Here is a 21,426-nt window from a genome sequence, read left to right on the forward strand (position 1 = left end):
CTGGGGTGAAACGCTTCCATCAAGGCTGCAAGGCGACGCCGCAGGCGGCGCAGAATTTATCTTCCGGATGGCCCGCGCGCTGCGCGTGGCCGTTCTTGCAGCGGACCGGCGCTGCTGCGGTGGCGGCGCCCGGCTGCAGCGCCTGCGCCACGGCCACGCCCAGCTGCGCCTGCGCCGACAGGCCATGCGCGTGCGCCGCGTTCTGCAAGTTGATCAAATCGAGCTGCTGGCGCCGTTCGCGTTCCGCCTGGCCTTCCAGGTAGCTGCGCTCCTGCGCCACGCTGTCCTGCGCCATACGCATGGCGTCCAGCGGCGCGACGCTGTTCTCGGCCGCCGCCAGCGCGGCCAGCGCGTGGATCTGCTCGGCGCTCATGCCTGCCTGCAGCTGCGTTTTCAGCACTTGCGCCAGCACGGCCGCATTCTGCCCGGCGGCCATGGCCACCTTGCCCGTGTCGCTCAGCGAACCGATTTTCTCGATGCGGTCGATGTCGATGCGCGCCAGTTCGGCCGCATGCGCCTGTTGCGCCAGCAGGGCTTCATATTCACCTTTCCAGCGCGCGTAATCGCTTTCGCGCTGCTGCGCCATGGCCAGCAAGTCGCGCTGCCATTGCGCTTCCTGTTCCAGCTGGCGCAGTTGCTGGCGCTGTTCCTCGATGGCCAGCGCGTCGAGCTGCGCCAGCTGCGTTTGCTGCTGCAGCTGGCGCGCGTGCACGCCGTCGGCCTCGATGGTGCGCAGCAGCTTTTCCTGCTGCGCGATGGCATCTTCGCGCGCGCCGCCGCGCCGCAGCGCCGCGACTTTTTCCGCGATTTCCGCCGCCTGCACCTGGGCCGCTTCATCCTTGTGCGCTTCGGCGCGCAGCAATTCGCGCTGGCGCGCCAGCTGCATCTGGTCTTCCCACTCCTGCACGCGCTCCGCTTCGCGCTTGCGCGCCGCATTCGCCAGCATCAGTCCCTGCCACGCGGCCTGGTGCTGCTCCGCCTCCAGCTGCGCCTCGCGCTGGGCCGCATCCGCTTCCGCCTGGCGCAGGCGCGCCAGCTGGGTGCGGCGGCCCGTCTCGTCGTCGATCAGCAGCGCGCTTTCCACTTGCTGCGCGATCGACTGCAGGTGCACCTGATGCGTAAAGCGCTGCTGCGCCAGCTGGATCTGCTCGCGCCCGTGCAGCTGCGACAGTTCCAGCTCGCTGCGCATCTTGATGGCCGCCAGCGCCCGCACGTGTTCCCAGTTGGCCGCTTCATCGGCGCGCTGCGCGCCCTTCTGCGCCAGTTCCTGTTCCAGCTCGCCCAGCGCCAGGGCGGCGCCATGGTCGAGCGCCTGGCGCCGCGATTTCGCTTCCAGGATGCGGCCATACAGGTCGATCTGACGCCCGCGCAGCGCTTGCAGGCGCTCCGCTTCCTGGTGGTTCAGTTCCGCCTTTTCCACCGTCGCATCCTGCTGTAGCTCGGCGCGGCGGTGCGCGTGGCGCGCCGCCAGTTCCTCGCGGCGGATGCGCTGCCACTCTTCCTCGTCATACAGCTGGTCGAGCTGCTTCATGCGCTCCAGGCTGTGCTGCTCGAGTTCCTGCGCCGGCAAGCCGCCCAGCCACAGGGTGCCGATGCCGGAGCCTGCGTCGCCCGCGCGCTTGTCGTGCCGCAGGCTCAGCGTTTCCACGCGCGACACGGCCAGGCCGCTGGGCGCCAGGCGCTGCGTCAGCGCCGATTGCAGGCGCTCGTTCAATTCGGGCCGCAAGTCGGCATTCGCGTCCATCTCGCGCAGCGCGCGGCTACCGATGAATTCCAGCGCGATCTGCCGCACGGACGGCAGCAGCAAGGCGTGCAGGTGGGCGCGCGTGACGGCGCCCGGCGCGCGCATGAACTGGCGCGCGAACGCGTCGGGCTGGCCCAGCGCGATGTCGACACGCAAGGACGCGGCGACGTTCAGCAGCTCCGTGCTGGCCAGGCCCGGCAGGTCGAATTCGAGGCTGATGGCGTCGGCGCGCGCGATCAGCACCTCGGCCGGACGCGCCGGCAACAGCGCGGGCAGGCGCGCAAAGAAGGCGGCGCTGTCGTAATCGCCAGCCGGTATCAAGGTGAAAGCGTCCGATTGCACGATCCAGGCGCGCGACTCGGCCGGCACCTGCAGGCGGCGCGCCGCGCTGCCGAACAGCGAGGATAGTTCGCGCACGCCGAAGAACAGGGCCAGTTGCCCATCAGCTAGATGCCATTGATTGGCATGCAGCACCGCGTCGCTGTCGGGGGCGCCCAGCGACAAGCCGCATTGCGCGCAATAGCCGGCGGCGGCGCCGTTCTTGTGCTCGCAGCGCGGGCAGCGGGCGCCGCCAAAACCAAACAATTGGAACATGTGTGACTCCTGATGAGAATAATGGTGTGCGCAACACGGCTGCCATGCCGATTCTAGCAGGATAGCCGGGCCTCACTTGCCGCGCACGGCATGGGCACAGCATGGGCACGGCCGTGCGCAGCATCAGATAATGCCATAGGGCAATTGCATTCATATGCGCGGATACAGGGCTAATTAGGCCTCAATTCAAGCCGTCGCCTGTCCGCGCCGCGCGCAGGCATTTCAGCGCCGTTTTTTTGCAGGCCATCCCGCCAAAACCACGGCTGGTCGCATGCGCATGGCGCGCCGGCCCGCGCATGGCTACAGTGCATGCATACCCACCCGCCACCCGAAAGGAACGATCATGAAAACCCTGAAAAACATGGAAGCCATCTTTACCGTCGCCGTCGCCATCGCCTGCGGCGCCAGCTATGCCAGCTTCAACCAGCCACAGGCCGCGCAAACCGCCGCTGCTGCGCAAGCGAACGCCATCCCCGTCGTGGTGGTCAGCGCCAAGCGCCTGACGGAACAGGAAAAGAAAATCTCGCTGATCGAAGAACGGCAAGCCTTGCTGGGCAACGCCACCGCCAGCACCCTGTGAGCCAACTATGCTGACACCACGCCGCCTGGCGCCAGTTTGAATAGCGCCGCGCCAGGCCGCCATTTGTATCTGCCACGGATACACGGACACCCAGCATTGTGTCAATTGTAATAAGTTGAATCAAAGGCGATCTGCCCGCCTGCAAGCGCCTATAGTCCATTTCAAGCAATCACCGAAATGGAGCACATCATGAAACCCATCACACTCTACGCAGCAGCCATGCTTGCCATCAGCACCGCGGCCTTCCTGCCTGCGCAAGCGATGGCACAGAATCAGCTCGGCGTCAGCATTGTCATCGGCGACGCCCCGCCTCCGCCACGGTTTGAAAGCGCGCCAGCGCCGCGCGCCGGCTATGTCTGGGCGCCTGGCTACTGGAACTGGGATGGCCAGCGCCACGTCTGGACCGGCGGCGAATGGCTGCGCGAACGGGGCGGCAACCAGTACCGCCGCGCCGCCTGGATACAGGAGAACAACCGCTGGCGCCTGGACCGTGGCGGCTGGGTCGCCGCGCAGGTGCAGCCCGTGCGCTATGACGACATCCGCATCGCCCCGCCGCCACCGCGCCGCGAAGCCATCCCGCGCGCCCGCCACGGCTACGTCTGGGCACCCGGCCACTGGGAATGGCGCGGCCAGCGCTACGCCTGGACCCCAGGCGTATGGATCGCCGAACGCCGCGGCTACGTGTATGCGCCGCCCGCCTGGAACCAGCGCGACGGCCGCTGGCAGATGGAGCAAGGCCGCTGGTCGCGCGGTCCGAACGGCGACCGCGACCGCGATGGCATCCCCAACCGCTATGACCGCGACAATGGCAACCGCCACGACCGCGATGGCGACGGGGTCCCAAACCGCGACGACCGCAGGCCCGATAATCCGCGCCGCTATTAAGCAGCGGACACCAGGGCCACCCATCGCGGTGGCCTTGTCATTTTCCCGACACATCCGTGTATTAACATCGCGCGACGATCAATCACACTGCACGAGAAAGATTCACGATGGCGATGGAAACTGCCGGTTTTACCTACGGCTCGGACACCTCGGGCCTGGTCTGGGGCTTCCTGTTTGGCCGCGACGGGCAGCCACTGGCGCTCGACTCGACGGCGGCACTGGCCTGGCTGGCCGATGGCGCGGCGCGCCCGGCGCAGGAATTCGTCTGGCTGCATTTCAATTTGTCGCATGCGGCCAGCGAAAAATGGCTGATGACGCACACGCAGCTGGCCGATGAATTCTATGAAACCCTGCACCAGGGTTCCCGTTCCACGCGCATCGAACAGGCGGAAAACACCCTGATCGCCGTGGTCAACGATGTGGTGCACAACTTCTCGTTCGAAGCGTCCGACATTTCCACCATGTGGGCCAGCGTGGCGCAAAACCTCGTCATCACGGCGCGCCGCGCACCGCTGCAGTCGATCGAGCGCCTGCGCCAGGCCGTCATCAAGAATCACGAGCCGATACGCTCGTCGGTGGAATTGCTGATCCATCTGCTGCGCGACCAGGCGGACGTACTGGTCAACATCGTACGCGACGCCGTGGCGCGGGTCGACGATATCGAGGATCACTTGCTGGCGGGGCGCCTGGTGCCGAAACGCGAAGACCTTGGCGCCATGCGGCGCGTGCTGGTGCGGCTGCAGCGGCTGCTGGCGCCGGAACCGGCAGCCCTGTTCCGCCTGCTGCAACGCCCGCCATCGTGGGTGTCGGAGCTCGACAGCCTGGAACTGCGCCAGTCGACGGAGGAGTTTTCGGTGGTGCTCAGCGATATGTCTTCGCTCCAGGAACGCATCAAGCTGCTGCAGGAAGAGATCGCCGCCAGCGTCAACGAGGAAAACAGCCGCAGCCTGTTCGTGCTGACCATCGTCACCGTGCTGGCCTTGCCGATCAATATCATCGCCGGCATGCTGGGCATGAATGTGGGGGGTATTCCGCTGGCCCAGCACCCGCAGGGCTTCTGGATCATCGTCGCCATCATCGTCACGTTCACGGTCGTGGCGGGATGGCTGGTGGTGCGCGTGCAGCGAAACAGTTAAGTCCCGGCACGGCCTGGCAGGCGAACGGCAGGCGCCGTCCGCCGTCACTGCTTGCCGCGCTTAGCGGTGATATTCGCCGGCCCGTTCAGGCTGGTAAACGATTTCCTCGATCTTGACTTTGACTACGCCGCCCGGCATGGGCCAGGCGATGCTGTCGCCCACGGACAGGCCCAGCAGCGCGCTGCCGACGGGCGCCAGTACGGAAATGCGATCGGCCTGGCCTTCCACGTCCTTCGGATACACGAGCGTCAGGCAGAATTCCTCCTTGTTTTCCACCGTGAAGCGCACGGTGGAATTCATCGTCACGACGGTCGGTGGAATCTCTTGCGGCTCGAGCACCTCGGCGCGGCCCAGCTCATCGAGCAAGGCGGCCTTGTCCGGCGATAAGTTATTACCCAAGGCATACAACAACGCTTCCAGTCGTTCCAGGTCTTGTGACGACAAAATAATTTTTGGTTTTTTTTCCAAGATATCCTCACTATTGATCATCAGGGCGACGTCCGGCTTTACTGGCGGCTGCTTACTTGGCCGCGGCAGACAAAACAAACAGCATCAGGACGTCCATCATCAGCGGATTATGGACGAACTCGCGGAGCAAGGCCATAGCGTTCGCGCATTCTTCATTAAAATTTATAAAAATCAATGACTTGCAATGGCTGATATAGTCAAAAAGTTTATCCGTGCCGCGATGGCCGGGTGCATTGAAGTTATTCTTGCTGGTATTTTGTTTACCATCAGCATTGTTTTAAGAGAAAAAAAACGGCGGGCAAAAAAAGGATTAAAATTCAGCATGAATTATTATTAGAAAGACACGTCTTCCTTTCCGCCAGTCTTGTCGCCTTGCCTGCTGCCACCGGTGTGCCGCATGGATATAAATTGCCGCACGCCCTGTACTTTCACGCTGCAAAATGACAATATGTCGGCCTTAGCAACACTTGGCAACACGTTGAGAGTTCCGGCTCACTTCGGTTTTCATCAGACTGGAACGTAAAGTATGGCAGGGCGAGGCGCGATCACACGGGGCGGCGGCAAGCGGGGCCGGCAGGAGGAAGCGTCATGATGACGCCATTGATACTGCCGTCCGTGCAATTGCGCGGCGACCGGATAGCCCGGCTGAACTTGCTGGCCGCGGCGGCCATGCTGGCCACGGCCAGCCTGCTGTTGACCCTCTTTCAATTGTTTTCCCTTCAGGCATCCTTCCAGCGCAACCTGCACATCCAGGCCGACATGCTGGCACCCGCCGCCGCCCAGGCCATGCGCGAAGACAATCGTCTTGCAGCGCAACAACTGCTCGCTCCCCTCGCCGCCGCCCCGCATGTCCGGCAAGCCCTGCTCTACAGCCCCTATGGCACGCCGTTTGCCCGCTATGCGCGCAGCGGCAACGACGCCGTGCCGGCGGCGCCGCGCAACGGCCTGCACCTCGATTACCTGGATGGCAGCGCCGCGATATTGAAGACCCTGCCCGGCGGCGGCGCGCTGTACCTGCGCGCCAGCCTGGCGCCGCTGTATGCCAGCCTGGCGCAATTTGCCGCCTTCACCGTGCTCGTCTGCCTGTGCGCGTTCGGCCTGACGTTCCTGATGGTGCGCCGCACGCGCACCGCGGCCCAGCATGCGGAAAGCCATCTGCACTACCTGGCCCACGTCGACTCCGTCACGCAGTTGCCGAACCGCCATGAATTCAACGACGCCCTGGCCTACGCGCTGGCGCGCGCCGACCGCCAGGACAGCAGCGTGGGCCTGCTGCTGCTGGACCTGGACAACTTCAAGGTGGTCAACGATACGCTGGGCCACCACTGCGGTGACCAGCTGCTCAAGCTCGTCGCCGAGCGCCTGGTGGCCATCCTGCGCGGCACCGACATCATCTGCCGCATCGGCGGCGATGAATTCGTCGTCATCGTCGAACCGGCCGACGACGCCTCGGAAATGGCCAGCGTGGCGCGCAAGATCCTCGCCGTGCTGGCCGCGCCGTTCGACCTCGAAGGCCACCAGCTGTATGTCAGCGCCAGCATCGGCGTGAGCCTGTATCCGTTCGACGCGCAGGACGTGGCCACCCTGACGCGCAATGCCGATACGGCCATGTACCACGCCAAGCACCAGGGCAAGAACCGCTACGCAGTGTTCAAGGCCGAAATGGAAATGCGCGCCCAGCGCCGCCTGCGCATGGAAGCGAACCTGCGCCGCGCGCTGCAAAACGAGGAACTGTATCTGCACTACCAGCCGCAGATCGACTTGCGCAGCGGGCGCATCGTCGGCGTGGAAGCGCTGGTGCGTTGGAATTGCCGCGAGATGGGCCAGCTGAGCCCCGCCGAATTCATCCCCGTGGCCGAGGAAAGCGGCATCATCGTCGACCTGGGACGCTGGGTGCTGCAAAGCGCCTGCCGCCAGGCGGCCCTCTGGTGCAAGGCGGGCCTGCTCGATTCGCTCGAGCACGTAGCCGTCAACCTGTCGGCGTGCCAGGCGCGCGATCCGGGCCTGATGGACGACATCCGCGCCATCCTGCACGAAACGCAGCTGCCGCATGGCTTGCTGGAGCTGGAAATCACGGAAGGGGTCTTGATGGACAATATCCACGCTAACGTGGAATTGATGCGGCGCCTGCAGGAGACGGGCATCCACCTGTCGATCGACGATTTCGGCACCGGCTATTCGTCGATGTCCTACCTGAAGCGCCTGCCGATCGACCAATTGAAGATCGACCGCAGCTTCGTGCACGACCTGCCCGGCGAGGGCGAAGCCATCGTCACGGCCATCATCGCCATGGCGCACAGCCTGCATCTGAAAGTGGTGGCCGAAGGGGTGGAAACCTTGCGGCAGGTGGAGTTTTTGCGAACAGCGGGCTGCGACAACGTGCAGGGCTTCTTCTTCGCGCGCCCGATGACGGCGGCGCAGCTGACGGCATTGCTGCTGGAGCGGCGCGACTGGAGCACGCGCACGATCTTGCCGGCTTGAGTTGGTGCCAACGATGGTTGTCGGATTACGCGCGGCGTTGCCGCGCTAATCCGACCTACAGCAGCACACCATGAACAGGCAGGTCGGCGTAGGTCGGGTTAGCGCAAAGCGCGTAACCCGACACCACTACGCTACATCAAGCCAATTTCGCCGAATGCTCGCGCGTCGCGTGGAATTTCAGCTTCGGCCAGCGCTCTTCCGTCAAACGCAGGTTGACGCCCGACGTGGCCAGGTAGGCCATGTTGCCGGCCGCATCGTAGGCCACGTTGTGGCCCAGCGCGTTTTCGAAATCCTGCAGGACGCGCTTGTCGTCGCAGCTGACCCAGCGCGCGCTGCTGATGCTCGTGCCTTCGAACACGGCATCGACGCCATACTCGTTGAGCAAGCGGCTGGCCACCACTTCGAACTGCAGCACGCCGACGGCGCCCAGCACCAGTTCGCCGCCCTGCACCGGCTTGAAGACTTGCACCGCACCTTCTTCGCCCAGCTGCTGCAAGCCCTTGTGCAGCTGCTTGATCTTCAGCGGATTACGGATGCGCACGGAGCGGAAGAAGTCCGGCGCGAAGTACGGGATGCCCGTAAAGGTCAGCATCTCGCCTTCGGAAAAACTGTCGCCGATCTGCATGTTGCCGTGGTTCGGCAAGCCGATGATGTCGCCCGCGTACGCCTCTTCCACCTGTTCGCGCGACGATGCCATGAAGGTCACCACGTTCGACACCTTGATCTCGCGCCCCAGGCGCAAATGCTTGACCTTCATGCCGCGCTCGAAACGTCCCGAGCACACACGCAAGAAGGCGATGCGGTCGCGGTGGGCCGGGTCCATGTTCGCCTGGATCTTGAAGACGAAACCGGTAAATGGCTGCTCGGACGGGGCCACCGAACGCACGGTCGCATCGCGCTCGCGCGGCGCCGGCGCCCAGTCGACCAGCGCGGACAGGATCTCGCGCACGCCGAAGTTGTTGATGGCCGAACCGAAGAACACGGGCGTCTGCACACCGGAAAGGAATTCCTCCAGGTTGAACGGGTTCGATGCGCCATGCACCAGTTCCACTTCCATGCGCAGCTGGTCCATCTCGAGCGGGAACATCTCCTGCAGGCGCGGGTTGTCGATGCCCTTGATGATTTCGAAGGCGCCGTCGGCCTTTTCTTCACCGGCCTTGAACAGCATGATCTCGTCGTTCAGCAGGTGGTACACGCCGCGGAAGTTCTTGCCCATGCCGATAGGCCAGGTGACGGGCGCGCACTGGATCTTCAGCACGGATTCGAGTTCGTCGAGCAGGTCCAGCGGATCGCGCGTCTCGCGGTCCATCTTGTTCATGAAGGTGACGATCGGCGTATTGCGCATGCGGCACACGGCCAGCAGCTTGATCGTCTGCGCTTCCACGCCCTTGGCCGCATCGATCACCATCAGCGCCGAGTCGACCGCCGTCAGCACGCGGTAGGTATCTTCCGAGAAGTCCTGGTGGCCGGGGGTGTCGAGCAGGTTGACGACGTGGTCGCGGAATTCGAACTGCATCACCGAGGACGCGACGGAAATGCCGCGCTGCTTCTCGATCTCCATCCAGTCCGACGTCGCGTGGCGGCCCGATTTACGCGCCTTGACGGTACCGGCCATCTGGATCGCGCCCGAGAACAGCAGCAGTTTTTCCGTCAGGGTGGTTTTACCGGCATCGGGGTGGGAAATGATGCCGAAGGTACGGCGGCGCTGCACTTCGCGCGCGATCACGGCCGGCGCCTTGCTGCTCGCTGGCGCTGCTGCGCTGTCCGCGTTGTCGCTGGAATCGGGGGTGTTGATGTCGTTCTCGTTGGCCATATTGGTGACCATAATATGGCCCTCGCAAAAAACCCTCGATTTTACAGAAGGATCGGCCTTCCGTGTGAACTGCTTCACTCTGGCGAACGGCAAAAATGACCGCATCAGGGCGCACTTCATCAAGGGGTCACAATCCGCAGGCAACATTGCACTGCAGAAATGTTGTCACCCTACCCTGGAAACCCGATGAAAATCCTCCTCACCCCCGCCATCCGACTCATGCAGCGCTTGCGCCTGCTGCCCAAATTCATGCTTGTCTGCCTGGTCTTCCTGCTGCCTTTGGCGCTGGCGACCACCCTGCTGATCTCGGAGCTGGGCAAATCGCTGGCCCAGGCGCAGGATGCGCAGCGGGGCGTGGCCTATGTGCGCCAGCTGCAGGAAGGCACACGACTGCTGCAGCAGCGGCGCGGCCTCGAACACTTGCGTCTGAGCGGCAAGGCGGGCATGGACAACACGGCCCTGAACACACGCATCACGGCCGCGCTGGCGGCCCTGGCGCGTCTGCCGGCCGGCGCCGGCTTGCCGCAGGCGGCCGAGCTGACGAAACAGTGGCAAGCCCTGCTGGGCCGCCAGGCCGGTCTCGCGGCGCGCGACAGCTACGCAGCGCATACGGCGCTGCTGCGCCAGGCGGCGAAACTGGGCCAGCTGGTGGCCGACCGTTCGCACCTGAGCCTGGACCCGGACGCGGGCGCCAACCACCTGAGCGCCGTCTTCACCGCCACCCTGCCCGACCTGGCCGAAAGCCTGTCGGACATCGCCGGGCGCGGCGCCGCCTACATCGACACGGGCCTGTTCGAAGCGAATGAAGATCAGCTCGTCAACGCCAACGCGCTGATCGCGCGCCACGGACTGGAACGCCTGCCGGCCCGCTTCGACGAAATCCTCGCCACCCGGCCGGAAATGCGCGCCAGCGTGCAGCCGGCCCTGAAAGCCGTGCCAGCCGCGCTGGCTTTCCTCGAACGCACGAAAAACGAAGTGACGAATTCCTACGACCAGACGTCGGGCGCGCAATTCCATGCGGCCGGCATGCAGGCGATCGACGCCCTGCAGGCGCTCTCCGGCGCTTCCGCCGGCGCCCTGGACAGCCTGCTGGCGCAACGCATCGCCCGCGACGAGGCGCGCCGCGCCCTGATCCTGGCGGCCATGCTGCTGGTGCTGCTGGCCGCCGCCTACCTGTGCGCGGGCTTCTATGCCGCGTTCGCGCGCGACGTGACGCAATTGCGCGTGGCCGTCGGCGCGGCGGCGGCGGGCGACCTGTCACAGCGCATCACTTCGCAGGCGCACGACGAGATCGGCGACCTGGTGCGCGACTTCGGCGCCATGACGCACGGCCTGGCCACCCTGGTGCAGGAAATCCGCGGCGGCGCGGCCGTCATCGCGGCGGCCGGCGCCGATATCGCCCAGGGCAACGCCGCCCTGTCCGGCCACACGGCCACGCAGGCCGATGCACTGGGCGCCACCGTGGACTCGATGCGCGAGCTGACGGCCACCGTCGGCCGCAACGAGGCACATGTAGGACAGGGCCGCACATTGGTGGCGACGGCGGCCGACGTGGCCCTGCGCGGCGGCCAGACCGTGGGCGCCGTGGTCGACACCATGGCCTCGATCAAGGCCAGCTCGCACAAGATCGTCGACATCATCGGCGTCATCAACGGCATCGCCTTCCAGACGAATATCCTGGCCCTGAACGCGGCCGTCGAAGCGGCTAGAGCCGGCGAGCAAGGACGCGGCTTTGCCGTCGTCGCCTCCGAAGTGCGCAGCCTGGCCCAGCGCTCGAACGAGGCGGCGCTGGAAATCAAGCGCCTGATCGGCGATTCCGTCGCCACCGTGGATGCGGGCGGCGACCTCGTCAATGCGGCCGGCAACACCATGCGGCAAGTGGTCGATGCCGTGCAGCAGGTGGCCGTGGTCATCGGACGCATCAGCAGCGCCGGCGCCGAGCAGAATGGCGAGATCGCCCGCATCAACCAGGCGCTGGCGCAAATCGACGACATGACGCGCCAGAACGCGGGCCTGGTCGACGAGGCGCGCGCCGGTTCGCAGCGCCTGCACCAGGAAGGCGAAGCACTGACGCAGGCCGTCAGCCGCTTCCGCCTGGGCGAGCACGAGGCGCCAAACCCGCGCCAGGCGCCGGCCGCAGCCGTGCGCGACGGCTTGCCCAGCGTGCGTCCGGCCGGCCTGTGGAGCGCCAATAAACCGCGCGTCATATCACAAAATCGCGCAGAACGGCGCAAGGCTAGCTAGTCAAAAGTGTGCACGTAGGACAAGGACTACAATTCCGCCTCAAATGAGACTACAAAGTGGCGACTGCTAATCTTATGTTCGCCACTTACATAAGCTTTTAAAGTAGCTACATCGCGATCTGCACCGCGCGGTCGAACAAAACGCCGTTATCACATGAGCACGGCAGCTTCTTTGACCAGCAACGCGGCAGTCGCACTCCGATGTAAAAAGCCTGTGAGGAATACTATGAACCAAACTCAACTTAGCACCCCGGTCCAGAAGAACCAGTTGCTGCCGCGCGCCATGCCGGCGGCCGGACGGGAAATCAAGCTTGCGTCGCGGGTTAGCCTCAGCAGTGCCCAACAGAATGAATTGCTGGCCGCCCTGCCGCGCGCCGCGCTTGAATCGCTGTTCGAAGACCTGGAACTGGTGGAACTGCCGTTCGGCAAGGAATTGTATGCCTACGGTAACAACCTGGAATACAGCTACTTCCCCACCACCGCCATCATTTCGCTGCTGTATGTAATGGAAGATGGCGCCACGACGGAAATCGCCGTCGTCGGCCATGAAGGCGTGGCCGGTGCCTCGCTGCTGGCCGGCGAGCGCGCCATGTGCACGGCTGTCGTGCAAAGCGCCGGTTACGGCTACCGCCTGAAAACGCAAAGCCTGCGCGACGCCTTCAATCAAGGCGGCGCCCTGCCCCAGTTGCTGATGCGCTACACCAACGCCCTGTTTGCGCAAATGGCACAGAACGCGGTCGGCGGCCGCCACAGCTCGATCGAACAAAAGCTGTGCCGCTGGCTGCTGGACCGCCTGGACCGTTCGCCATCGAATGAATTGAAAGTCACGCAAGAGCTGATCTCGATCATGCTGGGCGTGCGCCGCGAAAGCATCACGGCCGCCGCCGGCAAGCTGCAGGAAGAAGGCTTGATCCACTATCGCCGCGGCAATATCACGGTGCTGGACCGCGCCGGCCTGGAATGCTATGCGGGCGAGTGCTACAAAGTGGCCAAGACGGAATACGACCGCTTGCTGCGCGACGTTTCCCGCTGCTGATCCTGCAAGATAAATAAAAAATGGCCGGGCTGCATGCCCGGCCATTTTTTTATCTCAAAGAAAATTACGCTTCGATATCCGCGTCGATGTCTTCCGGCTCCGGCGTCAGCGGCAGCGGAATCACGGCTTCCACGCATGTCCCCTTGCCTTCCGGTCCCTGGCGCACGGTGAGAGTGCCGCCCAGCAGCAAAGCGCGTTCGCGCATACCCAGCAAGCCGTGCGACATCGGTTTTTGCAGCGCAGCTTCCGTGATGCCGATGCCGTCGTCGATCACGCGCAGCACCAGGCCGTGTTCGTTGCGTTTCAAGGTCACGCTGACCATGCCGGCACGCGCATATTTCATGATATTTGTCAGCGATTCCTGCACGATACGGAACAGGGCAATCGTCAGGGTAGCTTCGCGGTTGTCGATATTGATGGCCACGTCCGTTTCGCAACGAACCGAGCTCATGCGCGCAAAATCCTCGCAATAGCTTTCGATGGCGGCGCACAGGCCCAGGTTGTCCAGCAGACTCGGGCGCAAATCCTCGACGATGCGGCGCTTGAGCTCCACCGTTTCCAGCAAGGTCGCCTTGGCACGGCGCAATTGCGTCGCCAGTTCCGGCTGCGTGTGCGCTAGTTGCTGCGTGACGGCGCCCAAGTCCATGCTGATCGACGTCAAGTTGGCGCCCAGCTCATCGTGCAGCTCACGCGCCAGCCGCGCTTTTTCCACTTCATTGACGCTGATCAAATGACGCGACAGCACGGATAACTGCTCGGTACGCTTGCTGACCGTCGATTCCAGGGTGTCGTTAGCATTTTGCAATGCATACTCGACGGCCGCGCGGTTCTGGAAGCTGCGCCGCACCAGCTGGTAAAACATGATCAACACGAGAATGGCCAGGGCATTGATGCCAATGCCGAGCAGCACGGCTTTCTGATACTCATGATAAAAGGCGGCGCTGCCGGTCGACAGCGCTTCATTCTGCTCGCGTGTCATGATCACCACCTGCAGGCGGATCTCGTCCATCGTGGCGCGGTCATCGGTGACGCGGGAAATGTTGACGATCTCAGCCAGTCCGCCCTGCTTGTAGACGTCGATTGACTGTTGCAACATCGACATCTTGCGCCGGATCAAGCTTTTCAGCTGGCCCAGGTTTTTCAGCTGGGTGGGACTGCCCGCGAGCAAGGTTTGCAGCTCGTTGAATTCGTTTTCGATTTCGGTGGTGGCGGTCTTCGACGGCCCCAGATAGGTTTCGGAGCCGGAAATGAAATAGCCGCGCAAGCTGCTTTCCGCATCGAGCACGAGCACATTCAAATACTGCAGGCGGTCGGCCACACGGGCGCTCTGGCTGAGCAAGGCGTTCGTGCCCTTCAGTGACTGCAGGTTGTGATAAAGACTGAAGCCATTAAGTACAAGCAACAAGGCGCACGTCACGCACAGGATCGTCTTGTACAGGGGCAGGCGGTGATTCGGGGCCGGTTCAGCGGTGAAATACATCCTGATGTGCATCCTTAGCAAGGTTCGGCGCGGGAAAGAGCGCCGGCGCCGGCCAATTATAGTCCTCGCCACAAACTGCTGCACTGCACAAGTCGTGCTGGCTAGCTGGCTGAGCGATCATGTTTCAATGATCGCACCGCAGCGCTAGTCAAGCAAATTGTTTTTCATTGCGTAATAGGTCAAGTCGCTGTTAGATTGCAAGCCCATTTTTTCCATGATGCGCGTACGGTAGGTACTCACCGTCTTGATGCTCAGCGATAAGGCCACGCCGATATCGGACACGGTGGCGCCACGCGCCAGGCGCAGGAAGACCTGGAACTCGCGGTCCGACAATTCCGTATGCAGGGCCGCATTCGTATCGCGGTCAAACGACTGCGCCAGCAATTCGCCCACGGTGGAGCTGACATAGCGGCGCCCCTGGAACACGGTGCGCACGGCCGTCATCAGCTCGTCGGCTTCGCATTCCTTGTTCAGATAGCCGTTCGCGCCCATCTTGAACAGGTTCAACGCGTACTGCTGCGCGGGATAGCCGCTGAGTATCAGCACGGGCAATTCCGGCTGGCCCTGGCGGATCGTGCGCAAGGTATCGATGCCGCTTTGATCGGGCATGGCTATATCGAGCAGCAATACATCGCAAATTTCGCGGCGGGCGATATCGAGCGCTTCGCGCCCGGTACCGGCTTCCGCCACCACACTGAAATCGTCAGAAGACGAAAAAATCTGTTTGAATCCAGCTCGTACTATTTGGTGATCATCACAAATGGCAACGCGTATCATTGTTTCCCCTTAAATTTTCCTGGCCTGGGAAAGACTACCGGAACCTGAACGCTGCTCCGGTTCAGCGTCACTAACAAAAACGCAACATTAACATTATATTCAAAATATGGTGCGCTGTACGGTAGCGTCAACGCCAAGGCGGAGCATCCATGCAGTATAGTCAACTTGGCCAAACGCTAACGGACGACCCCACCTATATTGGTACAAATCTTATTTTAGCAAGTTTAAAATCGCCATTAATTCATTGCGTATCCACACGCGGTCCAGCGGCACTTCCTGCGGCACAGCAGGCATGGCCGGCAGCACTGGCAGCTCGTCGGCGATGCCATGCGATGCGCCGCGGCTGTCGAGCTTGTTGCGCGCGCCGCTGATGGTAAAGCCCTGCTCGTACAGCAATTCGCGGATGCGGCGTATCAGCAGCACCTCATGGTGCTGATAATAACGGCGGTTGCCACGTCGTTTGACCGGCTTGAGCTGGGAAAACTCCTGCTCCCAGTAGCGCAGTACGTGCGGTTTGACGCCGCACAACTCGCTCACCTCGCCGATCGTGAAATAGCGTTTCGCCGGAATGGGCGGCAAGGCGATCAACTCGGTTTTACTGATGCGCTCGTTCATCGCCACTCACTCAGGCAGCACGTGCCAGCGGACTGGTCTCTTCGACCATGCTTTTCAGCTTCTGGCTCGCATGGAAGGTCACGACACGGCGCGCCGTGATGGGGATCTCTTCGCCCGTCTTCGGATTGCGCCCTGGCCGCTGCGGCTTGTCGCGCAACTGGAAATTGCCGAAACCGGACAACTTGACGGCCTCGCCACGCTCGAGCGCATTGCGGATTTCGTCGAAAAAGGTCTCGACCATATCCTTCGCTTCGCGCTTGTTCAGGCCCACTTGCTCGAACAACAGTTCGGCCAGTTCCGCCTTGGTCAAGGTCGGTAAATCTTTTTCCGCTTCCTGGCGCACTTTGGCAACCAGCATGGCCCGATGCAAATCGGCGGCCAGTGCGGATTGCAGTACGGCGGAATCAACGTCGCTGTTATTAATTTTCCTGCCCTGCCTTTTCTGTGCGCCCGAGCTCGCCACATGGCAAGCTCGTCTACGATTGACGACGGAAAGGCCGTCACGCAAGGCGACGGCCAGTCCGGTAATTACGAACGCAGTTTCGCGTCGTGGCCCTGCTTGGCCGCATCGATCAGGACAGCCATCAGGCCATCGACGACATCGTCTTGCAGGGTGTTTTGAGTATCTTGCAAGCTAATCCGGAAAGCAAGGCTTTTTTCATCCGCTTCCAGACCTTTTCCACGATATTCATCAAATAAAACAATGGCTTGCACGATACGCGCTGCCGGGCTCGCCTTCGCTGCCGCGTGGAAGCTGTCGAGCAGATCCTGCACGGCCACCGATTGCTTGACGACCACGGCCAAGTCGCGGCTGGCGCCAGGGAATTTCGAGATTTCCTGGTACGCGGGGACGACTCGTTGCGTCAAGGCAGCGGCGTCGACTTCGAACAGCACGGGTGCCAGCGGCAAGTCATACTTTTGCATCCAGCGCGGGTGCAATTCGCCGATGAAACCGATGACCTTGCCATCGAGCTCCACGTTGGCCGAACGGCCCGGATGCAGTGCCGGATGTTCCGCCTTGGTGAAACGCAAGACCAGCGGCGCGAACAGCGCTTCCAGGTCCGCCTTCACGTCGAAGAAATCGACCGTGCGTGCGGCCTGGCCCCACTGCTCGTCGGCAACCGCGCCGTAGGCCATGGCCGCGACGCGCTTCGGCTGGGCGTAGCCGGCCACCGACAACGGGCCGTTTTCCACGCTGTCGTCGCGCTGGTAGATGGCGCCCACTTCGAAGATGCGCACGCGGTTCGTCTTGCGGTTCAGGTTGTAGCGCACATTGGCGATCAGGCTGCCGATCAGCGATGAGCGCATCACGCTCATCTGGCTGGCGATCGGGTTCTGCAATTTGATCGGGTTCGTGTTGCCCGAGAAATCGCGCTCCCATGCCGTATCGACAAAGCTCATGTTAACCACTTCCTGGAAACCCAGGTCGGCCAGTTCATGACGTACCGCAAACAGCGAGCGGGTATTTTCCGGTGCAATCTGCATCACGTTCGCCGCCACGGGCGGCAAGGTCGGGATGTTTTCAAAACCGTACACGCGCGCCACTTCCTCGATCAGGTCTTCCTCGATCTCGATGTCGAAACGGTAGCTGGGCGAGGTCACGGAAAACACGCCGTCCGCCAAGGTGTATGGCAGGGCCAGGCGCGTGAAGATATCGGCGATCAGCTCATCGTTGAGCGGCACGCCGATGACTTTTTGCGCGCGCGCCGTGCGCATCGATACGGGCGGGCGTTGCGGCAAGTTCACCACGTGGTCGTCGACGGGGCCGACGGTGGTCGCTGGCGTGCCGCAAATTTCCACGATCAGCGCGGTGATGCGTTCGATGTGCTCGACGGTGGTGGCGAAATCGACGCCGCGCTCGAAGCGGTGCGCCGCATCGGTCGAGAAATTCAAACGGCGCGCGCGGCCTTGAATGGCGTTCGGCCACCAGAATGCCGCTTCCAGATAAATGCTATCCGTATCATCCGACACGGAACTGGCGTCGCCGCCCATGATGCCGGCCAAGGATTCGATTTCTTTATCGTCAGCAATGACGCCGATCCACTCGTCGACGGCGATGGTGTTGCCATTCAACAGCTTGACGGATTCGCCCGCCTTGCCCCAACGCACGTCGAGGCTGCCGTGGATCTTGGCCAGGTCAAACACGTGGCTGGGACGGCCCAGTTCCAGCATGACATAGTTCGAGATATCGACCAGGGCCGACAGCGGACGCTGGCCGCTGCGCTCGAGGCGCTGCTTCATCCAGTCCGGCGTGGCTGCCTTGGCGTTCAAGCCGCGGATGACGCGGCCCGTGAAACGGCCGCACAGGTCCGGCGCACTGACTTTCACGGGCAGGATTTCGTCGCTGGAAACAGGCACGGTGCGGAACTGCGGCGCATTCAGGGGCACGCCCGTGAGTGCCGACACTTCGCGCGCCACGCCCAGCACGGACAGGCAGTCCGCCTTGTTCGGCGTCAACTTGATGGTGAATTTCAAGTCGTTGAGCGCAAAGTAATCGCGGAAATTCTGGCCGATCGGCGCGTCGTCCGGCAATTCCATCAAGCCGGCGTTTTCTTCCGACAATTTCAATTCGCGCGCGGAGCACAGCATTCCTTGCGACTCGACGCCGCGCAGCTGGCCCACCTTGATTTCAAACGGCTTGCCATCGGCGCCAGGCGGCAGCACGGCGCCGGCCATCGCGCAGACGACTTTCAAACCCGGGCGCACGTTCGGCGCGCCGCAGACGATGTTGAGCATGGTGCCCGTGCCGACATCGACCTGGCATACATTCAGGCGGTCCGCGTTCGGATGTTTTTCCATCTCCAGGACCAGGCCCACCACCACGTTCGAGAACGGGGGCGCGACAGGATCGACGTCTTCGACTTCGAGACCGGACATGGTCAGCAGATGGGCCAGTTCGTCCGAAGTCATCTTCGGATCGACCATGGTACGGAGCCAGTTTTCGGAAAATTGCATAATCAAGCCTTCAAAGGGTCAAAGCTCACAGCGCGAGCGCACAGGCGCTCAAGCGCCATGAATCAAACGGAACAACGCTTAGTTGAATTGCTTCAAGAAACGCAAGTCGCCTTCATAGAACAGGCGCAGGTCGTTGATGCCGTAACGCAGCATCGTCAAGCGTTCCAGGCCGGAGCCGAAAGCGAAACCGATGAATTTCTCGGGATCGAGGCCGAAGTTCTTCACCACGGTCGGATGCACCTGGCCGGCGCCCGACACTTCCAGCCAGCGGCCCTTCAACGGGCCGGAGCCAAAGGCGATGTCGATCTCGGCCGACGGTTCCGTGAACGGGAAGTACGATGGACGGAAGCGCACCTGCAGGTCGTCCGTCTCGAAGAAGGCCTTGACGAAATTCAGGTACACGCCCTTCAGGTCGGCAAAGCTGATGTCTTCGGCGATCCACAGGCCTTCGACCTGGTGGAACATCGGCGAATGGGTGGCGTCGCTGTCGACGCGGTAGGTGCGGCCCGGCGCGATGACCTTGATCGGCGGCGTATGCGTGCGCGCATAGCGCACCTGCATCGGGCTCGTGTGGGTGCGCAGCAGCAAGGGCTTGCCATCGGTATCGTTGCCATCGATGTAGAACGTGTCTTGCATGGAACGGGCTGGGTGGTTTTCCGGGCTGTTCAGCGCCGTGAAGTTGGTCCAGTCGTTTTCGATTTCAGGGCCGTCGGCCACGTCGAAACCGATGGAGCGGAAGATTTCCTCGACACGCTCCCACGTGCGCATCACGGGATGGATGCCGCCTGGCATGCGGCCACGGCCTGGCAGGGTCACGTCGATCGCCTCGGCGTTCAGACGGCCTTGCATCTGGGCATCGGCCAGCGCATCACGGCGCGCCGTCAGCGCGTCTTCGATCTGCACTTTGACGGCGTTGATCAGGGCGCCCTGCGCCTTGCGCGCGTCCGGGTCCAGCTTGCCCAGGCCCTTCATCATTTCGGTAATCTGGCCAGTCTTGCCCAAGTAGCGGGCTTTGGCGTTTTCAAGTGCGGCAGCGTCTGCGGCGGCGATAAAGTCAGCCTGGGCCGAGACGACGAGTTCTTCTAGGGAGTTCATGCGGCATTTCCTGTTTTGGACATCAATTCTGGACTCGATTATCAAAAGTCCAACAATCAAAAACGGAAACGGGGCATAAGGTTCACACCCCTGCCCCGCTCTTTATGACGTCACCCTACGGATGACGTTGTGCAATAACCGATGCTTACGCAGCGATTTTTGCTTTAACTGCGTTGACAATCGCAGCGAATGCTGGCTTGTCCATCACAGCCATATCGGCCAGGACTTTACGGTCCAGTTCGATATTTGCTTTTTTCAAGCCGTTCATGAATACGCTGTACGTTACGCCATGCTCACGGGAAGCGGCGTTGATACGGGCGATCCACAGGCGGCGGAAAACGCGCTTCTTGTTGCGGCGATCGCGGTAAGCGTATTGGCCAGCGCGCATAACTGCTTGCTTGGCAACACGGTATACACGGCTGCGGCGACCACGGTAGCCTTTAGCTTGAACAAGAATCTTCTTATGACGGGCACGAGCTGTAACCCCACGTTTTACTCTAGGCATAGTAACTCCTTAAATTGAGTGTGAGATTAAGCAGTCGGCATCATGCGCATGACGGATGTGACATCCGATGCGTTGATGTTACGGGTACCGCGCAACTGACGTTTGTTTTTGGTGGTTTTCTTGGTCAGGATGTGGCGTTTGAACGCGTGACCCGACTTGACTGTTCCACCTGGACGCACGCGAAAACGTTTTTTCGCGGAGCTTTTGGTCTTCATTTTAGGCATAGCAATCTGTCCTCTTACGGACAGCTCCATTTATAACAGGATTGCAGGTGGCAACACGACGCTGCGCTTAGATGCCTGCTTTCACATGTTGTGCAGCGGATGCGAGTCCACTACAGTTCACGCGGCCCGGGCATTGCTGACCGGGCCGCGCAAATTCTGCCTGGAATCTGGTGTCGCGCCCATGCAGGCACAAACCACGTCGATCCACAGTAAAACGCTATTGTATCTTACTTCTTCTTCTTAGGCGAAAGAACCATGATCATTTGGCGGCCTTCCATCTTCGGGAACTGCTCGACCTGGCCGTACGGCTCCAGATCGGCTTTCAGACGTTCCAGCATGCGGAAGCCAATATCCTGATGCGCCATCTCACGACCGCGGAAACGCAAGGTGATCTTGGTTTTATCGCCATCTTCGAGGAACTTGATGAGATTACGCAACTTGATATTGTAGTCACCATCATCAGTCCCCGGACGGAATTTGACTTCCTTCACGAGGATGATCTTTTGCTTCAATTTGGCTTCGTGAGCTTTCTTTTGCTCCGAATACTTAAATTTGCCGTAGTCCATCAAACGGCACACCGGTGGCTGCGCGGTAGGCGCAATTTCCACCAGATCGACGTTTGCCTCTTCCGCCAGGCGGAAGGCTTCAGCCAAACTTACGATACCGAGTGGCTCGTTATCGACCCCGCTTAAACGCATTTCAGGGGCAGTGATTTCGCCATTGATGCGATGTGACTTGTCAGTAGCTATTGTAATTTCCTTTAAAAATCTTGTAAGACGGTCGTGCAGCGAGTTT

Annotated in this window: 18 protein-coding genes; 6 read left to right on the forward strand and 12 right to left on the reverse strand. The window is 61.9% G+C overall.

Annotated features, from left to right (window positions below; translation table 11 throughout):
* Positions 1-19 precede the first annotated feature (19 nt).
* Positions 20-2,338, reverse strand: coding sequence for a hypothetical protein (locus KO538_RS00625; protein WP_219327217.1), 2,319 nt, complete (start codon positions 2,336-2,338; stop codon positions 20-22).
* Positions 2,339-2,681: 343 nt separating this feature from the next.
* Here KO538_RS00625 and KO538_RS00630 point away from each other — a divergent pair, with 343 nt between their 5' ends.
* The 3 genes from KO538_RS00630 (at position 2,682) to KO538_RS00640 (ending at position 4,939) form a co-directional block, all read left to right on the forward strand.
* Positions 2,682-2,918: a hypothetical protein gene (locus KO538_RS00630; RefSeq protein ID WP_034751908.1), complete on the forward strand. Its 237-nt coding sequence runs from the start codon at positions 2,682-2,684 to the stop codon at positions 2,916-2,918.
* Between the two features lie 189 nt (positions 2,919-3,107).
* The gene (locus tag KO538_RS29610; protein WP_219327218.1) at positions 3,108-3,803 is read left to right on the forward strand and encodes a YXWGXW repeat-containing protein; all 696 of its coding nucleotides are present in this window, start codon (positions 3,108-3,110) and stop codon (positions 3,801-3,803) included.
* 107 nt (positions 3,804-3,910) lie between these two features.
* The gene (locus KO538_RS00640; RefSeq protein ID WP_175560449.1) at positions 3,911-4,939 is read left to right on the forward strand and encodes a transporter; all 1,029 of its coding nucleotides are present in this window, start codon (positions 3,911-3,913) and stop codon (positions 4,937-4,939) included.
* A gap of 60 nt (positions 4,940-4,999) precedes the next feature.
* On the opposite strand, the gene rnk is transcribed toward KO538_RS00640, so the two are convergent.
* Entirely contained in the window at positions 5,000-5,407 is a 408-nt protein-coding gene (rnk, locus tag KO538_RS00645; protein WP_162835757.1) for a nucleoside diphosphate kinase regulator, read from the reverse strand.
* Between the two features lie 588 nt (positions 5,408-5,995).
* Between rnk and KO538_RS00650 the strand changes: the two genes are divergently transcribed.
* The gene (locus KO538_RS00650) at positions 5,996-7,888 is read left to right on the forward strand and encodes a bifunctional diguanylate cyclase/phosphodiesterase (protein ID WP_072453153.1); all 1,893 of its coding nucleotides are present in this window, start codon (positions 5,996-5,998) and stop codon (positions 7,886-7,888) included.
* Between the two features lie 136 nt (positions 7,889-8,024).
* Here the strand turns inward: KO538_RS00650 and KO538_RS00655 are convergent, their stop codons facing one another.
* Positions 8,025-9,701, reverse strand: a complete 1,677-nt coding sequence (locus tag KO538_RS00655) for a peptide chain release factor 3 (RefSeq protein ID WP_072454090.1) — start codon at positions 9,699-9,701, stop codon at positions 8,025-8,027.
* A gap of 186 nt (positions 9,702-9,887) precedes the next feature.
* Here KO538_RS00655 and KO538_RS00660 point away from each other — a divergent pair, with 186 nt between their 5' ends.
* On the forward strand, positions 9,888-11,945 hold the full coding sequence (locus tag KO538_RS00660; protein ID WP_072453151.1) for a methyl-accepting chemotaxis protein: 2,058 nt from the start codon (positions 9,888-9,890) through the stop codon (positions 11,943-11,945).
* 225 nt (positions 11,946-12,170) lie between these two features.
* The gene (locus KO538_RS00665) at positions 12,171-12,980 is read left to right on the forward strand and encodes a Crp/Fnr family transcriptional regulator (protein WP_034751913.1); all 810 of its coding nucleotides are present in this window, start codon (positions 12,171-12,173) and stop codon (positions 12,978-12,980) included.
* Between the two features lie 64 nt (positions 12,981-13,044).
* Here KO538_RS00665 and KO538_RS00670 read toward each other — a convergent pair whose 3' ends face one another.
* The 9 genes from KO538_RS00670 to infC form a co-directional block, all read right to left on the reverse strand.
* Positions 13,045-14,460, reverse strand: coding sequence for a CHASE3 domain-containing protein (locus tag KO538_RS00670; protein WP_034751914.1), 1,416 nt, complete (start codon positions 14,458-14,460; stop codon positions 13,045-13,047).
* Positions 14,461-14,604: 144 nt separating this feature from the next.
* Positions 14,605-15,237 (reverse strand): response regulator transcription factor, encoded by a 633-nt coding sequence (locus KO538_RS00675; protein WP_010399201.1) that lies wholly within the window; start codon positions 15,235-15,237, stop codon positions 14,605-14,607.
* Between the two features lie 210 nt (positions 15,238-15,447).
* Positions 15,448-15,852, reverse strand: coding sequence for a MerR family transcriptional regulator (locus tag KO538_RS00680; RefSeq protein WP_219327219.1), 405 nt, complete (start codon positions 15,850-15,852; stop codon positions 15,448-15,450).
* Between the two features lie 10 nt (positions 15,853-15,862).
* The gene (locus tag KO538_RS00685) at positions 15,863-16,210 is read right to left on the reverse strand and encodes an integration host factor subunit alpha (protein ID WP_010399205.1); all 348 of its coding nucleotides are present in this window, start codon (positions 16,208-16,210) and stop codon (positions 15,863-15,865) included.
* Between the two features lie 170 nt (positions 16,211-16,380).
* Positions 16,381-18,807, reverse strand: a complete 2,427-nt coding sequence (gene pheT / locus KO538_RS00690; protein WP_219327220.1) for a phenylalanine--tRNA ligase subunit beta — start codon at positions 18,805-18,807, stop codon at positions 16,381-16,383.
* Between the two features lie 78 nt (positions 18,808-18,885).
* Complete coding sequence (gene pheS, locus KO538_RS00695) at positions 18,886-19,902, reverse strand: phenylalanine--tRNA ligase subunit alpha (RefSeq protein WP_034751917.1); 1,017 nt, start codon at positions 19,900-19,902, stop codon at positions 18,886-18,888.
* Positions 19,903-20,047: 145 nt separating this feature from the next.
* On the reverse strand, positions 20,048-20,407 hold the full coding sequence (gene rplT, locus KO538_RS00700; protein ID WP_010399214.1) for a 50S ribosomal protein L20: 360 nt from the start codon (positions 20,405-20,407) through the stop codon (positions 20,048-20,050).
* 26 nt (positions 20,408-20,433) lie between these two features.
* Positions 20,434-20,631, reverse strand: coding sequence for a 50S ribosomal protein L35 (gene rpmI / locus KO538_RS00705; RefSeq protein WP_038493025.1), 198 nt, complete (start codon positions 20,629-20,631; stop codon positions 20,434-20,436).
* Between the two features lie 227 nt (positions 20,632-20,858).
* Positions 20,859-21,419 (reverse strand): translation initiation factor IF-3, encoded by a 561-nt coding sequence (gene infC, locus KO538_RS00710; protein WP_205711303.1) that lies wholly within the window; start codon positions 21,417-21,419, stop codon positions 20,859-20,861.
* Positions 21,420-21,426: the final 7 nt, after the last annotated feature.

Origin of the sequence: Janthinobacterium sp. NKUCC08_JDC (assembly GCF_019345575.1) — a bacterium.
Taxonomy (GTDB): Bacteria; Pseudomonadota; Gammaproteobacteria; order Burkholderiales; family Burkholderiaceae_D; genus Janthinobacterium; species Janthinobacterium aestuarii.